This window comes from Agromyces humatus (genome assembly GCF_021228295.1).
In the GTDB taxonomy this organism is placed as follows: Bacteria; Actinomycetota; Actinomycetes; order Actinomycetales; family Microbacteriaceae; genus Agromyces; species Agromyces humatus.
The window spans coordinates 43,088-58,102 of record NZ_JAJQPD010000009.1; the positions used below are offsets into that span (position 1 = coordinate 43,088).

Below are 15,015 nucleotides of genomic sequence, written 5' to 3' on the forward strand. Positions count from 1 at the left end.
GAAGGATCCCGCCGATGGCGACGTCGAACTCCGCGCTGGCCCGAGCAGCGCCATCCGGGGCTCGCCATCGCGCCGAGCGCGCGCCGCTTCCCGCCCCGGTCGCCGACGAGGCCGGGGCCCGAGCGCTCGCCGCGCGCATCCTCGACCCGCAGCGCACCCGGCCGCTCGTGGTGCTCTCGTCGGAGTTCGCTGCGGCCGGACATCCGCTCGCCTTCCCGATCGACGGCGATCAGGTCCTGCACGAAGCCGGCGACGTCGTCGAGGTCGCCCTGTTGCCGACCGGCGACCTGTCACGTGTCGTCGAGTACCTGCTGCCGCCGCGTGCGCAGGTGTTCGGCGGCGCGGGGCGGTCGTATCCGGTGGGCTTCGGGGTCGATCCCGACTGGCGCACGTCGCCCCTGCGGTTCCCCACGAGCTCTGCCGAGCGCGCGACCGCCGCGGTCATCGCCGACGCGCTCGGCCACGCGCACGCGGCCGGCCTGTTCGAGCGCGAGTCGTCACGATCGCATCGCGTCGTCGGCTCGGTCACCGGATTCGCTGCCGGCGACTCCCGTGCCATCGTCGCGCTCGACGGCGGCGGCATGGCGATGGTGTCGGCCGAGCTCACCTATCCGCCGACGCCGCTCACGTGGGTGCTTGCGCGGGGGCAGCGCCTCACGGCGGCGCTCGACGGCGGCACTCGGCGACTCACGCTCACCGAGCGCACCCCGACGAACGGCGAGCTCGCTGACGCGTTCGCGCATCTCAGCGTGACGCTCGCGCTCGTCGAGCACGTATCGCCCGGTCGTGCTCGGCTCGCGTTGCATCCGCGTCGCACGTTCGAGATCGCACGTTCCGATGTCTCGCCGAATCCCCATGACACCCTCGACCTGCTGCTCGCCGAGGGCGAGGTGGTGCGCGTTCGCGTCGTGCACCTCGCCGGCGATGGGCTGCACCTGCGACTCAGCGATGTCGATGACGACGAACCGGTCGTGCCGCCGATGCCGCTCGTCGAGGGTGGGCCGGCGTGGCTCGTCGAAGGGCGCTCACTGCCGGGTCGTCAATCCCTGCGCGTCGAACCGCTCGAAGCCGATCCGCTCGCAGTCGATCCGCTCGCGGCCACCGTGCCCGTCGCGGCCACCGCGGCCACCGCGGCCACCGCGGCCTCCGCATCGTCGCCGCCGGTGCCACGCCCGATGCCCGGCCCGGGGCTGCACCGCGTGAACGAGGAGCCGCGATCCGCGACATCCGATGCACCGCCGCAGCCCGCTTCCGCACCCGCACCCGCACCCGCACCCGCACCCGCTCCTGTGCCAACACCGGCATCCGCACGGCCACCCGCACCCTCACCACCCGGTGCCGCCCACGCCCACACCGTCGCCCTGCATGACACGCAGCTTTCGCTCACGCGGGCGAAGCAGCGCATCGCGGCGCTCGAGCAGCAGTTGTCCGATGCGGGTGCGACGGACTCCGACATCGCCCAGCTGCGGGAGCAGCTTCGCCTCACGCGGCAGCAACTGCGCGACACGAAGGCCGATCTCGGTGAAGAGATCGCGCGAAACGCCGCGCTGCGCGAGAGCAAGACCCGCGCGACGACCGCGCTGCGTCAGACCCGCACCCAGCGTCGTCCGACCGCCATCGCCGAGTCGGGGCGCCCCGCAGACCGTCGCACCGCGTGGCCCGACGACGAGTCGTGGATGCGCCACGAGCTGCTGCTCGCATGGGTCGAACGCATCCCGGCCGCCGAGAAGCCGACCCTGCCGATGCCCGCGTTCACGATCGGACCTGAGCTCGCCGCCACGATGCTCACGCTCGAGGCCGGTCAGTTCCGCAAGGCCGTCAAGGCCGCGGTAGACGTGCTCACCGGTCGCGCCGACCACATGCCGGGACGCGACGCGCACCGCCTGCGCACGTCCGACGCCGGCGGCAGCCCCTACCGCACCCGCGACGACGGCTCGCATTGCATGCGCGTCGCGATCGAGCAGAACACGCCGGCCGCGCGCCGCCTTCACTACTGGGTGAAGCCGGGCGGCGGCATCGAACTTGCGCGCGTCGTGACGCACGACGAGATGGCGGCGTAGGCAGGCGCGCCCGGTCGCCACTTCCCCGGCGGCGAGATCAGCAGGCAGATCGACTGATCCGCGGTCGCCGGGACGGCACGCCCGCCACGCGTCCGCGCACGCACGCCCGCGCCATCACGCGGCCGGATCCGGTCTTCGTTCGAGCTGGTCTGCGATCCTGGTCGGTGATTTGGTGGCGTCGCGCCATCCGCCGCCGGGGTCGAGCCATACCGGTGGGCGGATCTGCGGGACCCCGTGCTGCATGCGGATGCCCCATCCCGACGTCTCGATGGTGCGGTGGTGGAACCAGCAGACGAGTACTCCGTTGTCGGGATGCGTCGGCCCACCGTCGATGTCGGGGATGACGTGGTGGATCTCGCACCATGATGCGGGTACGGAGCAGCCGGGGATGAGGCATCCGCCATCGCGGACCGTGATCGCGCGTCGTTGCTGCGGGGTGAAGCAGCGCTCTGGCGAGCCGAGCTCGATGATGCGACCGCGATCGTCGAACCCGACGCGCTGCGTGCCGCCGGTGCACATCAGTTGACGCACGGCCCGCAGCGAGATCGGGGTCTCGACACCGTCGGCGTGGCCGGCGCCGCGACCGGCGGCGAGGTCGGATGCGCGCACGCTCACGAGCACCGTGGGCGGGGCACCGCCGAGGCTCGGATGCGCACCCGACCGGGCTGCGGTCTCGATGATCGCGGCGAGCACGTCGTGGCGTTGCTGGTCGGTGGTGCGTTGCTCACCGGAGACGTCGAAGTGCGCGGCCTCTTCGTCGGTGACGAAGCCGGTGCTCGATCTCGGTGAGAGGTGCGCGTCGAACAGCCGGGTGAGCCCGGCCGCGACCTCGGGCATCAGGTCGCCGCGGATCGGGATGAGCCCGTCGCGGGCACGCCCGAGGCGCACCCCGCGTCGCAGCATGGCGTGATCGTCGTCGGGTTCGGGGCCGTCTTGGTCGAGGAACGCGGCCCATGCCTGCGCCTGCACCCGCAGTTCGTCGGCGGCGCGCCGAACCCTGCCGCCGCTCCCGTCGCCGACGCCGCTCCCGTCGTCGCCGCCGCCGGTGCCGGTTGCCGCGGCCACGAGTTCGCGCTCTGCCGCAGCGAACGTGACCGGGTCGGCGATGCGCCGGGGCCGATCGAGTTCGCGGACGATCGTGGTCGCGGCGTCGGCTCCGAGTACCCCGTCGGCGAGCGCGGTGGCGACACCCGGGAACTCTGCTTCGAGCGGCTCGCCCGTCAATCCGACGCGGCCGCGCGTCGCCGCCCCCAACGTGATGCGCCGCCGCGCCTCAGCACCCGACACCTGGGTCACCCGCTCGATGAGTTCTGACACCGATCGGCAGCCGCGCCGCGCCGACAGTCGCTCGCCGCCCAGCTCGACCCTGGATCGCTCGGCGACCTCGCCGGCACACGCCGCCCGATGCGCGTCGATGACGCGCCCGACCGCCTCGATCGACGCCGTCGCCGCGAGCAACTCGTCGTCGGACCACCGTGCCGGGTCGTCGAACCGCAGCCCGTCGAGGAGCGACGAGCGAACCTGCTCGAGAGCTTGGGCGACTGCGGTCATGGCTCCATTCTGCCGCGACCCACCGACATTCAATCCAACCGGAAACCGCAGATCAGCCTGTGAATAACTCCACCAAGAACACGCCTGTCGAGGACAAGTGGAGCACGGATGGGGCGCCCGCCACCGTTGAGGACAAGTCGGCGCGGATACTCACTCCCAGCGCACCCAGCTCAACCGCGCCGCAACCGCACCGTCACCAGCTGGAACGGCCGCACCTCGAACACCCACGACCGGTCGCCCTCGGGCACGAGCACCACGCGCGACTCCCCGCGCGACTCCTCGAACGACCGCTCGAGCAGGTCGGTCTCTTCAGCCACCGCGTCGAACGACGCCGAGAGGCGCACTCGCGAACGCCCGCCGATCGCCTCGTACAGTCGCACGACGACATCGCCCGACCGGTCCTCGGCCAGCTTCACGCATTCGACGACAGCGCCGTCGACCCGCACGAGCGGCTCGATCATGTCGACTGCGGCGTCAGGCACCGATCGGAGCGGCAGGTTGAGCCGATACCCCTCCTCGACCGCCTCGGGGATGCCCGCGCCGGGCGCGATCGACACACGCATGCGGTGCTCGCCCTGGTCGCTCGCAGGGTCGGGGAACAGCGGGGCCCGCAGCAGCGAGAGTCGCACGGTCGTGACGGTCGCCCCGCGTTCGCCGATCGAGCGCCGCACGTCGTGTCCGTAGGTCGAGTCGTTCGCGACGGCGACGCCGAAGCCCGGCTCGCCCACGTGCACCCATCGGTGCGCGACCGTCTCGAAGCGGGCGGCGTCCCACGACGTGTTCACGTGCGTCGGGCGGCGGACATGGCCGAACTGGATCTCGGACGCCGCCGACTCCGCGTGCACGTCGAGCGGGAATGCGAGCTTCAGCAGCTTCTGCCGCTCACGCCAGTCGATGTCGAAGTCGACCTCGAGCGCTCGCGCCCCGGCCGCGAGCGACACGGTCTCGACCAGGCTCGACGCGCCGAAACGCCGCACGATGCGCACGCTCGCGGTCGCGGCATCCGACTGCACGATCTCGACCGTCTCGGCGGCGCGCAGTTCCTCGACATTGCGCACATAGTGCGCGTCGATATCCCAGGCATCCCACTGGGTGGGGGTGTCGCGGAACAACTGCAGCAGCTTGGCCGGATGTCCCGTGGGCACGGATTCCCGTCGGCTCGCGAGGTCGCGCAGCGAGACGAGCAGGCCGTCGGCGTCGAGCGTCGCCTCGAGGTGGGCGTTGGCGAGGGTGATGCGGGTCGTCTTTCCCTCGCCGGTCGAGTACGCGCGCAGCGCCATGTCGAGATCTTCGTCGCCGCTCGCGTGGTGTCGGTACGCTCCTTCGTCGCTGCTCGACCGACGAGCGCCACCGAGCGGCGCAACCCCGTCGACCTCGAACGGCCCGGCGTTCAACCGAATCGTGCGAGTACCCGACCCGGCGAGCGCGCGCGCCGACCGATCGATGATCGCCGTCAGCGCGGACGCGACCTCGTCGTACCGGCGTTCGGCCTCGCGATGCACCCAGGCGATCGACGAGCCGGGCAGGATGTCGTGGAACTGGTTCAGCAGCACCGTGTGCCACGCCGACTCGAGCTCGTCGTAGGGGTACGGCGCGACCCCGCGCACCGCGGCCGTCGCCGCCCACAGCTCAGCCTCGCGCAGCAGGTGCTCGCTGCGACGGTTGCCGCGCTTCGTGCGCGCCTGCGACGTGTAGGTGCCGCGGTGGAACTCGAGGTACAGCTCTCCGGCCCACACGGGCGGCGACGGGTACTCGGCCTCGGCGGCCTCGAAGAACTCGCGCGGCGAAGACATCCGCACGCGCGGTGAGCCCTCGAAGTCGGCGGTGCGCTCGGCGGCGGCGATCATCTCGCGGGTCGGCCCTCCGCCCCCGTCGCCCCAGCCGAACGGCACGAGCGAGGTGTTCGCTGCGCCCTTCTCGGCGTACTGGCGCTCGGCGCGGGCGAGCTCGGCGCCCGACAGTTCGGCGTTGTAGGTGTCGACCGGCGGAAAGTGGGTGAACACCTCGGTGCCGTCGATGCCCTGCCACCGGAACGTGTGGTGGGGCATCACGTTCGTCTCGTTCCACGAGATCTTCTGCGTGAGGAACCAGCGCGACCCCGCCGCCCGCACGATCTGCGGCAGCGCCGCCGAGTACCCGAACGAGTCGGGCAGCCACACCTCGAGGGGCTCGATGCCGAACTCCTCGATGAAGAACTTCTTTCCCGCGATGAACTGCCGTGCCAGGGCCTCACCGCCGGGCATGTTCGTGTCGCTCTCGACCCACATTCCCCCGGTGGGCACGAACGACCCCTCGTGCACGCGCCGCCGGACGCGTTCGAAGAGCTCGGGATAGTCGCGCTTCAGCCAGGCGTACTGCTGAGCGGATGACGCGGCGAAGACGAATCCCGGATGCGCGTCGATCAGCGCATCGACGTTCGAGAACGTGCGTGCGACCTTGCGCACCGTCTCACGCACCGGCCAGAGCCAGGCGCTGTCGATGTGGGCGTGCCCCACGGCGTGGATGCGATGCGAACTCGCCCAGGCCGGCGCGGCGAGCGCAGGCGCCAGCACCTCACGGCCGTGCGCTGCGGTGCCGGCGACGTCATCGGGGTCGACCACGTCGACGCAGTGTTCGAGGGCGCGCAGGATGTCGGCCCGACGCGGCAGCGACTTGGGCAGCTGGGCGTACAGGCCGCGGAGCGTCCACACGTCTTGCAGCAGCTCCCAGACCGTGACATCGAGCAGGGCGATGTCGACGCCGCGCAGCACGTAGGCGGGATCGCTGCCGGCGCTCTCCCATTCGCCGAGCGCCGTCGGGGCGAACGACCACTGCCCCGCGACATCCGGATTCGACGCGCCCTCGAGGTAGAGCTGGAACGCGCCGCTCGCGGGCACCGGCACCGCGCGGTTGCGGGGCTCGACCGCCTTGATGACGATGCCCTCGGTCGACCAGGCGAGCGCCTCGGCCTGGAACCCGGGCTGGGCGGCGGTGAAGCCGAGGTCGACGACGAGTTCGGGGCGCACGCCGTCGATGTCGGCCCAACCGTTCGGTACGTCGCCCGACACCCGGAACCAGGTCGTGCCCCACGGCCGCCCCCACGCCGTGCCCGGCGCGATGGGCGCGAACGACGCGGCGGCGGCTTCGGCGAACGGAACCGGCTCACCGGGCACCTCCCAGAATTCGACGCTCGCCGGCACGCGCTCACGGTGGACCGCCGGCGTGAGCCGTTCGGCGACGAAGCGCGCGATGCGCTTCTCGACGAGCGCGTGGTCGTCATGCATGGCGGTGATCACCTATCCCTTGACGGCACCCTGCAGGGCGAACGAGCCACCGATGCCGCGCGACACGATGACGTAGAGCACGATCACGGGCAGCGAGTACAGCAACGAGTATGCGGCGAGTTCACCGTACGCCACCGTGCCGTACTGCCCGAAGAAGCTGTAGATGCTGACCGCGGCCGGTTGCTTCGCCGGACTCAGCAGCAGGATGAAGGGCACGAAGAAGTTCCCCCAGGCCTGGATGAACACGAAGATGAAGACCACCGCGATTCCGGGTCGCATGAGCGGCACGACGATGCGGCGCAGCGTGCCCATGGCGGATGCCCCGTCGACCCAGGCGGCCTCCTCGAGGCTCACGGGCACCGAGTCCATGAAGTTCTTCATCATCCAGATCGCCATCGGCAGGCTGGTCGCGGCGAGGAACGCGGTGACCGCGAACAGGTTGTCGAGGTAGCCGAGCCGCACGAACAGGCTGTAGACGGGCACCATGATCGCCGTGATCGGCAGGCAGGTTCCGAAGAGGATCGCGTACATGTACGGACGGTTGAACCGCGATTGGTAGCGCGACAGCGGGTATGCCGCGAGCACTGCCACGACGACCGTGATCGCTGCCGATCCGGTCGACAGCAGCAGGCTGTTCCAGAGCGGCAGCAGGGTGCCCTCGACCGTCAGCACCGCGGCGTAGTGGTCGAACGTGAACCCCTCGGGAAGGCGCGCCTGCTGGCTCGGCCGGGTGTCGATCGACGCGAGCACGAGCCACGCGAGCGGCAGCAGGAAGCTGAGCCCGATGATCCAGAGCACGAGATTGCGGGCGGCCGACGCCACCGCCTTGCGTGGCGAGGCGAGGTCGCGTCGGGTCGCGGCGGTGCGCACCGTCTCGGCCGCGGTCATCGCTGCGCCTCCGGTCGAAGCGCACGGATGTACGCGATGGAGAACGCCGCGCCGATGACGATCATCACGACGGCGATCGCCGAGCCGTAGCCGATCGCCTGGAACTTGAACGCCTCTTGGTAGGCGAAGATCGGCAGCGTGGTGCTCGCGACGCCCGGCCCGCCCTTCGTCATGACCCAGATCAGCGTGAACACCGCGAGGGTCTGCAGGGTGATGAGCATGAGGTTCGTCGCGATCGCGCCGCGGATCATCGGCAGCGTCACCCACACGAGTCGCTGCATCCCGCTCGCGCCGTCGACCGTCGCCGCCTCGGAGATCTCGGGCGGCACGTCGCCGAGAGCCGCCTCGTAGACGAGCATCGAGAATGCGGTGCCGCGCCAGACGTTCGCGAGCACCACCGCGAGCATCGGGTACTCGAACAGCCAGTTCGGCCCGTCGATGCCCAGGCCGGCGAGCAGCTGGTTGAGCGTGCCGTCGTCGGCGAAGTATGCGTAGGCCGCGAAGGCGGCGACGATCTCGGGGAGCACCCACGCAGCCACGACCGCGGTCGAGACGAGCGCGCGCGTCGTGCGATTCACGCGGCCGAACAGCAACGCGAGGCCGAGGCCGAGCAGGTTCTGCCCGATGATCGCCGAGCCGATCACGAACGCGATCGTGAGCAGCAGCGACAGTGGGAAGGCCGGGTCGGCCAGCAGCCTCGTGTAGTTGTCGAGGCCCACCCACTCGGGGTCCTTCGCGAACCGCCCGGTGAGTGCCGAGTTCGAGAACGAGATGACGATCGCCCAGACCACCGGACCGGCCATGAAGAGCAGCAGGAGCAACACCGAGGGGACGACGGGCAACAACCGCACTATCCCTCGTGACCGGCGGCGGCCGACACGCGCGCCGGAGTCGTCGCGTGTCGGCCGGTCACCGCCTCGCACCGCAGGTGCGTGGGCCGTGACCATCCCCCTACCCGGTCACGTTCTCTTCGCCGACGATGCCGACCACCGCCTCGTCGTACGCCGCGGCGGCGTCCTCGGGCGACATCTGCCCCGTCATGACGGCCTCGGTGGCTGCCTGGATCTCGGCCGAGATCTGCGGGTAGTCGGCCGTGGCCGGGCGGAAGTGGGTGTAGGTCACGAGGTCGGTGAAGAACCCGATGAACGGGTTCGCCTCGAGATAGGCGGGGTCGGATGCCACGTCGGAGCGCACGGCGATCTGCGAGTTCGCGATGTTGTACTCGAGCGCGTTCTCCTTGTTGAGCGCCATGGCGAGGAAGTCGAACGACGCGTCGGCGTTGCCGGTGTTCGCGCCGACCGCGAGGGTCCATCCGCCGGAGAGGCTGACCGCACCGTCGCCCTGGCCGTTCTGGGTCGGGAACGCCGCCACGCCGATGTCGTCGACGTACTCGGGCCACTCGTACTGGCCGCCCTGCTTCCAGAACGACGGCGACCACGAGCCTTCGATGGTGCCGGCGATCTGACCGCCGGGGAACCACTCGCCGAAGAGCTTCTGCCACATCGACCCGTCGAGCGCGACGTCGGGCGCCGGAGCGAGCCCCTCGCCGTAGAGCGTCTCGATGAACGCGAGCGAGTCGATGAATCCCTGCGACCCGGTGACCCACTTCTGGCTGTCGGCTTCGTAGAGGGTGTCGTCGGTGCCGTACATCAGCATGCCGAAGCCCTGCATCACCGAACCCTCGCCGGCCGGCTTGCCGGCGTAGGCGTTGAACGCGACCTTGTCGGGCGACGCTTCTTTCACCTGGCGCGCCGTCTCGAGGATCTCGTCCCACGTCTTCGGCTCCCACGGCAGCGCGACGCCGGCGGCCTCGAGCAACGACTTCGAGTACCAGATTCCGCGGGTGTCGGTGCCGAGCGGCACCGCGTAGATGCTGCCGTCGTCGGCTCGCCCCGCCTCTTTGGCGCCCTCGTTGAACTGGTCCCACTCATCCCATTCGGCGAGGTGGTCGTCGAGGTTCAGCAGGTAGCCGGCGTCGACGTCGCTGCGCACGCGGAACGTGTCTTCGTAGAACACGTCGGGCGCGGTGTCGGGGCTCTGCTGCATGAGTGCGAGCTTCGTGGCGTAGTCGGCCTCGTCGGCGACGATCGGTTCGAGCTCCACCGTGACGCCGGGGTTCGCTTCTTCGAACTCGGGCTTCACCTTCTGGAACAGTTCGTCGAGCGCGACGAACCCGTCGGTCTTCTGGTAGACGACCCGGATGGTGTCGGCATCGCCGCCACTGTCGGCGCTGCAGCCGATGAGCGCGAGGGATGCCGCGGTGACCGCGATCATCGCGATGGTGGCGCGTGTGCGACGCATGTGGTGCTCCTTTGCTCCTGATGTGGCGACGACGCTGTGCGGCCGGAGCCGAGACCAGCCCCCCGGTGATCGGCTCCGGCCGGGCCCGTCGAGATGAATCGCACGGGCTTGGCAAGATAGTAAATCGAATGGACTTAGTCGACAAGGCTCCGAGCGCGGCCGAGTGCGGGCGTTACCGGACTGTGACCTCTCCGGGGGTCAGTGGGCCAGCAGCAGCCGCGCGGCCGACGGCGTGAACGTGCGCTCGAGCACCAGGCACGCAGCGCCGATCGCGCCGACGTCGTCGCCGACCCCCGTGCCGACGACGGGCACGCGCCGCAGCGCACCGGTGGCGCTGAATGCGTCGAGGTGGGGCGGGATGCGCTCGAGGTACCGCTCGCTCACCCGCTGCCACATCGGCCCGCCGAAGACCACGCGGTCGACGTCGAGCAGGTTCGTGAGCACGGCCACGGCGCGCGCGGTGTGCTCGGCGGCCCGATTCAGGATGTCGCCGGCCGCGGCGTCTCCCCCGGCGGCGACACGGCACAACCGGGTGAACTGGGCGTCGACGTCACGGGCGTCGCGCAGCAACGTCGCCGCATGACGGGTCTCTGGAATGACCTCGGCGCGCTCGGCCTCTTCGACCATCGCCTGCGGCGTGCACGTCACCGCGACGCATCCCCGCTGCCCGCACCAGCAGACCGGCCCCTCTGGGTCGGTGACGATGTGCCCGACCTCGCCGGCGTTGCCCGAGACGCCGCGCATGAGTTCGTCGTGCACGACGAGGCCGGCGCCGACCCCCGTGCCGAGGTACACGAAGACGAACGACCCGGCACCGCTGGCCCCGCCTGCCCACGTCTCGGCGACGGCCGCCGCCGTCACGTCCTTGTCGACGAGCACCGGCAACCCGGTCGAGGTCTCGAGCGCATCGCGCAGCGGCACGCGATGCCAGTCGACGAGGTGCGGCGGGTCGACGATCGTGCCGCGTTCCTGATCGATCGGGCCCGGCGCGGCGACGCCGACTCCGACGATCTTGTCGCGCGGCACCTCGGAGTCGGCGATGAGCTGCTCGATGCCGTCGTGGATGAGCGCCATCACCCGCTCAGGGCGATTCGCCTTCGGCGTGCGACGCCTCGAGTGGGCGACGACCCCGCCGACGAGGTCGAGCACGACGAAGGTCATCACCGCCGGGTCGATGTGCACCCCGACGGCGAACATGCCGGTGCGGTTCAGGCGAAGCAGCGTGCGGGGCTTGCCGATGCCCGCGCGCTCCTTGCCCGCCTCGACGACGAGCTCCTGCTCGAGCAGCCACCTGGCGATGTTCGACACCGTCTGCGTCGACAGCCCCGACATCTCGACCAGCTCGACCCGACTGCGCCCTTCGGGGGCGCGCCTGATCGCGTCGAAGATCACCGATCGGTTGAAGTCGCCCATGCGCGGCAGGTTGGTGCCCCGACGCGCGGTCGCCACGTCGCCCATTCCGCCTCCCAGGGGTTAGTCCGGTCGATGGACAAATGATACGCGTGCGGTCGACGTCGTGGAGTCGTCCTCGAGTCGTCCTCCCCATCCGCACCGCGAGCGCCGGATTCCACCGCTGGCCGCCGCGCAGGCGAGAATCTCCAACCGGTACGAATACGGTTGGCGCTCGAACAGCTCGCGGTCTCGCGTGATCGCTCGCATCGTCAGCGACGAGAGGCGTGTGCCGAAAGACGCCGTCGAGGACCTGATGACCGCGGTGCTGGGCGTGACCACGCCCGACGCCCTGCCAGACGAACCGCAAGCCCTGGCGATGACGGAGTCGCTGCGCTCGGCTCTCAGTCGTCTGCCGAGTTCCCGTGTCAAGCCACGCCCGACGACCCCGGCAGACATCGATCCCACACACGATCAGATGCTGCGAGCCGTCAACGTGGCGTACCGGCGCGGCGGCGTGCTGCTGCGCACTCGCGCCGGAGACGACGCGCTCGCCGACCCACACGAGCTGCTCCGCAGATGCGCGGCCACGTATTGGTCGCTCAAGGGTGTCGACGACGTGAACGTGTACGTGGCACTGGCGGTCGCCGAGGGAATACGTGGCGCTGCGCTCATCGAGCGTGTCACCGTCGCGGCCGGGCGGCAGATCGACGGCGCAGACCGAGAGATCGCCGAGTGCCTGCGCGAGCTCGAGACGTGCGGTGGCATGGCGGTCGAACCGTTGACCGGCGCGGCCCTTCGGTCGTTCGCGAGTCTCGTGCTGCAGGCGTGACGCGTCTATATAGTGGTCTATATGGAAAGGGGGAACCGTGGCCATCACGTCGATCGACATCGACGCCGACGAACTCCGCGTCGCTCGGCAGCTGACCGGCGCGTCCAGCAATCGCGAGGTGGTCGACATCGCCCTTCGCACGCTGATCGCGATGCGGCGCCAGCCCGCCGCCGTCGAGCGGCTCATCGCGCGACGATTCGACGACGATCAGATCGACGCTCCGACAATGCCACCGGCCACAGATGCGTCGGCAGATCCGACCTCGCACACTTCCCGTCGCACGGTCGACCCGTGAGCACCTACCTCGTCGACAACAGCATCTGGCAGAAGGCCGGCCGCAGCGATCGCATCGCAGCTCGCCTGCGCGCCTTGTCGCCGCAGCACCTCTTCATCACCTGTCCACCTCAGGTGCTCGAGTACTGCCACTCCGCTCGGAACCCCGAGGAGTTTGCGAGCCTACGGCGCGACATGGACGACCTCTTTCCGGCCCCCGTGCACCCGACCGCATCGGATGCGCTCGACCTGCAGCAGCAGCTCTGGTCGACCGGGTTCGTACGAGCAGCCGGCGCACTCGACTGTCTCATCGCGGCGTACGCCGTGGTCAATGACGCGATCCTGCTCCACGGTGATCGTGACTTCACGTACATCGCAACCGCCACCGAGGGTCGACTACGCGAGGAGTACGTGCCGGCCGGGTGATGGTCGGGCGGTCGATACCCGCCAGAGATGTCGCGACTACCGCCCCCGCCGAATCGGAATCAGCGTCTCGGGCGGCTCGGGCCCCAGCAGGAACTCCTCGATCACCCCGGCCACGAACCCCGGTCGTTCGAGCACGACCGCATGCGACGCCCCGGGAACCACGCACAGCTGCCCGGCCGGCAGCGCCTCGTAGAGCGCGACCGCGTGGTCGAGTCGCACGAGGTCGTCGTCGCCGACGAGCACGAGCGTCGGATGCGCGATCCGCGCGAGATCGTCGGGAGTCAGCGTCGGTTCGGTGCTGGCCATCGCCATGAACTTCTCGGCCACGACCGGAAAGTGGTCGGCCCCGTCGGGAGACCGCGCCGCATACGCGTCGAGCATCACCGCAGGCGGTGCGGCATCGCCGAAGTCCAGCGGGTGGATGCCGTCGAAGTGGAAGTTCACCCCGATGAGCGAGAGCCGGTCGACGAGATCGGGCCGGCGAAGCGCGACGAGCATCGCCACGATGCCGCCGTCGCTCCATCCCACGAGATGCACCGGCGCCGCAACGCCGGCACCGCCCCCGGCACCGCCCCCGACCCGCTCGAGCACCGCGATCGCATGCGTGGCCATGTCGTCGTAGTGGAACGGCGCATCGGTATCGGCGGTGTACCCGTGGCCGCGACGATCGAACGCGACGAGACGGAATTTCTCGCCGAGCGTTGCCCCGATCGAGTCGAGCAGGTCGTCGCTGTTGCCGAGCCCTCCGTGCAGCAGCACGATCGTGTGCTCACCGCTGCCGCGCCTCTCGGTCCATGTGCTCAGACCGTCGATATCGATGCGTGCCCCCACGATGACTCCTCGCTCGGCGAAACGGATCAGGCCCCGAGCGGATCCGGACCGCAGTGCTGCAATGGTGACGCCGATTCGTCGACGCGGCAACTGATGACCGGCCGATGCCACGACTCGACCCGCGAGCCAACCCCGCATCGACGGACTCATCTTCCCGTACTCTCGTCACCGTGATCTCGCTCGCTCATCTCACGGACCTCGTCGATCGTCGTGCCGCTGAGACGGGATTCTCCGGAGTCGTGCGCGTCGATGTCGCCGGCGAGCCGGTGATCGCCCGCGCGTACGGGCTCGCGGACCGGGCGAACGAGATCGCCAACACGACGGACACCCGGTTCGGTATCGCGAGCGGATGCAAGCCATTCACGGCCCTCGCGGTGCTCAGCCTGATCGCCGAAGGCACGCTCGACCTGTCGACCACCGCACGCTCGGTGCTCGGCAGCGACCTTCCCCTGATCGACGACGAGGTGACGATCGAGCAGTTGCTCTCCCACCGCTCCGGCATCGGCGATTACATCGACGAGGAGGACCCGAGCCTCGACCTCGCGGACTACGTGATGCCCGTGCCTGTTCAGCAGCTGGCGACGACCGAGCAGTACCTCGCCGTGCTCGACGGCTTTCCGCAGAAGTTCCCTCCGGGCGAGCGGTTCTCATACTGCAATGGCGCCTACGTCGTGCTGGCGCTGATCGCCGAGCGGGCGAGCGGCATCGCGTTCCACGAGCTCATCGAAGCACGGGTCTGCCGCCCGGCGGGGATGACGGACACCGCCTTCCTGCGATCCGACGAATTGCCGCGCCGGGCCGCCCTCGGCTACGTCGAGATGGACGGCGCTATCCGCACCAACGTGTTCCATCTGCCGGTGCGCGGCTCAGGAGACGGCGGGATCTACTCCACGGTCGCCGATGTCGCCGCCTTCTGGACGGCGCTGTTCGAGCGGCGACTCGTGTCCGAGGCGTGGGTCGCCGAGATGATGCGCAGCCGCAGCGACGACGCCTCCGACACGTCGCGCTGTGGGCTCGGCCTCTTTCTGCACAAGACGCGGGACGTCGCGATGGCGGACGGTATGGATGCCGGCGTCTCATTCCGCTCGGTCCACGATCCGGCCATGTCGACCACGCATACGGTGATCTCCAATACTGGCGACGGCGCTTGGCCGCTGACGCGCGCACTTGACGACGCGCTCGACCTCACTTGAGTCGGCTC

12 protein-coding genes are annotated in these 15,015 nt (G+C 69.9%); 5 read left to right on the forward strand and 7 right to left on the reverse strand.

Going from position 1 to position 15,015, the window contains the following annotated elements; translation table 11 throughout:
* Nucleotides 1–14: 14 nt before the first annotated feature.
* Entirely contained in the window at nt 15–2,060 is a 2,046-nt protein-coding gene (locus LSF15_RS15000) for a hypothetical protein (RefSeq protein ID WP_232499363.1), read from the forward strand.
* A gap of 114 nt (nt 2,061–2,174) precedes the next feature.
* Here LSF15_RS15000 and LSF15_RS15005 read toward each other — a convergent pair whose 3' ends face one another.
* From LSF15_RS15005 to LSF15_RS15030, 6 genes are all read right to left on the reverse strand, one after another.
* Nucleotides 2,175–3,611, reverse strand: coding sequence for an HNH endonuclease signature motif containing protein (locus LSF15_RS15005; protein WP_232499364.1), 1,437 nt, complete (start codon nt 3,609–3,611; stop codon nt 2,175–2,177).
* Between the two features lie 170 nt (nt 3,612–3,781).
* Complete coding sequence (locus LSF15_RS15010) at nt 3,782–6,874, reverse strand: alpha-mannosidase (RefSeq protein WP_232499365.1); 3,093 nt, start codon at nt 6,872–6,874, stop codon at nt 3,782–3,784.
* A 12-nt stretch (nt 6,875–6,886) separates the two neighbouring features.
* Nucleotides 6,887–7,762, reverse strand: a complete 876-nt coding sequence (locus LSF15_RS15015; protein WP_232499366.1) for a carbohydrate ABC transporter permease — start codon at nt 7,760–7,762, stop codon at nt 6,887–6,889.
* On the reverse strand, nt 7,759–8,565 hold the full coding sequence (locus LSF15_RS15020; RefSeq protein WP_372460034.1) for a carbohydrate ABC transporter permease: 807 nt from the start codon (nt 8,563–8,565) through the stop codon (nt 7,759–7,761). The genes LSF15_RS15015 and LSF15_RS15020 overlap by 4 nt, the downstream gene beginning before the upstream one ends.
* A gap of 148 nt (nt 8,566–8,713) precedes the next feature.
* The gene (locus LSF15_RS15025) at nt 8,714–10,063 is read right to left on the reverse strand and encodes an extracellular solute-binding protein (RefSeq protein ID WP_232499367.1); all 1,350 of its coding nucleotides are present in this window, start codon (nt 10,061–10,063) and stop codon (nt 8,714–8,716) included.
* A 198-nt stretch (nt 10,064–10,261) separates the two neighbouring features.
* Nucleotides 10,262–11,521 (reverse strand): ROK family protein, encoded by a 1,260-nt coding sequence (locus tag LSF15_RS15030; RefSeq protein ID WP_232499368.1) that lies wholly within the window; start codon nt 11,519–11,521, stop codon nt 10,262–10,264.
* Between the two features lie 220 nt (nt 11,522–11,741).
* Between LSF15_RS15030 and LSF15_RS15035 the strand changes: the two genes are divergently transcribed.
* Genes LSF15_RS15035 through LSF15_RS15045 form a run of 3 tightly spaced genes read left to right on the forward strand, consistent with a single transcriptional unit; the run spans nt 11,742 to nt 12,983 of the window.
* On the forward strand, nt 11,742–12,284 hold the full coding sequence (locus LSF15_RS15035) for a hypothetical protein (protein WP_232499369.1): 543 nt from the start codon (nt 11,742–11,744) through the stop codon (nt 12,282–12,284).
* Nucleotides 12,285–12,321: 37 nt separating this feature from the next.
* Complete coding sequence (locus LSF15_RS15040; protein ID WP_232499370.1) at nt 12,322–12,579, forward strand: type II toxin-antitoxin system VapB family antitoxin; 258 nt, start codon at nt 12,322–12,324, stop codon at nt 12,577–12,579.
* Entirely contained in the window at nt 12,576–12,983 is a 408-nt protein-coding gene (locus LSF15_RS15045; RefSeq protein WP_232499371.1) for a PIN domain-containing protein, read from the forward strand. The genes LSF15_RS15040 and LSF15_RS15045 overlap by 4 nt, the downstream gene beginning before the upstream one ends.
* A 36-nt stretch (nt 12,984–13,019) precedes the next feature.
* Here LSF15_RS15045 and LSF15_RS15050 read toward each other — a convergent pair whose 3' ends face one another.
* On the reverse strand, nt 13,020–13,814 hold the full coding sequence (locus tag LSF15_RS15050) for an alpha/beta fold hydrolase (RefSeq protein ID WP_232499372.1): 795 nt from the start codon (nt 13,812–13,814) through the stop codon (nt 13,020–13,022).
* A gap of 170 nt (nt 13,815–13,984) precedes the next feature.
* On the opposite strand from LSF15_RS15050, the gene LSF15_RS15055 reads away from it, so the two are divergent.
* Nucleotides 13,985–15,007 (forward strand): serine hydrolase domain-containing protein, encoded by a 1,023-nt coding sequence (locus LSF15_RS15055; RefSeq protein WP_232499373.1) that lies wholly within the window; start codon nt 13,985–13,987, stop codon nt 15,005–15,007.
* Nucleotides 15,008–15,015 lie beyond the last annotated feature (8 nt).

Excerpts from the sequence above, each read along its gene's own strand:
- LSF15_RS15000 (WP_232499363.1), top strand. The coding sequence starts at position 15 with ATGGCGACGTCGAACTCCGCGCTGGCCCGAGCAGCGCCATCCGGGGCT.
- LSF15_RS15005 (WP_232499364.1), bottom strand. The coding sequence starts at position 3,611 with ATGACCGCAGTCGCCCAAGCTCTCGAGCAGGTTCGCTCGTCGCTCCTC.
- LSF15_RS15010 (WP_232499365.1), bottom strand. The coding sequence starts at position 6,874 with ATGCATGACGACCACGCGCTCGTCGAGAAGCGCATCGCGCGCTTCGTC.
- LSF15_RS15015 (WP_232499366.1), bottom strand. The coding sequence starts at position 7,762 with ATGACCGCGGCCGAGACGGTGCGCACCGCCGCGACCCGACGCGACCTC.
- LSF15_RS15020 (WP_372460034.1), bottom strand. The coding sequence starts at position 8,565 with ATGGCCGGTCCGGTGGTCTGGGCGATCGTCATCTCGTTCTCGAACTCG.
- LSF15_RS15025 (WP_232499367.1), bottom strand. The coding sequence starts at position 10,063 with ATGCGTCGCACACGCGCCACCATCGCGATGATCGCGGTCACCGCGGCA.
- LSF15_RS15030 (WP_232499368.1), bottom strand. The coding sequence starts at position 11,521 with ATGGGCGACGTGGCGACCGCGCGTCGGGGCACCAACCTGCCGCGCATG.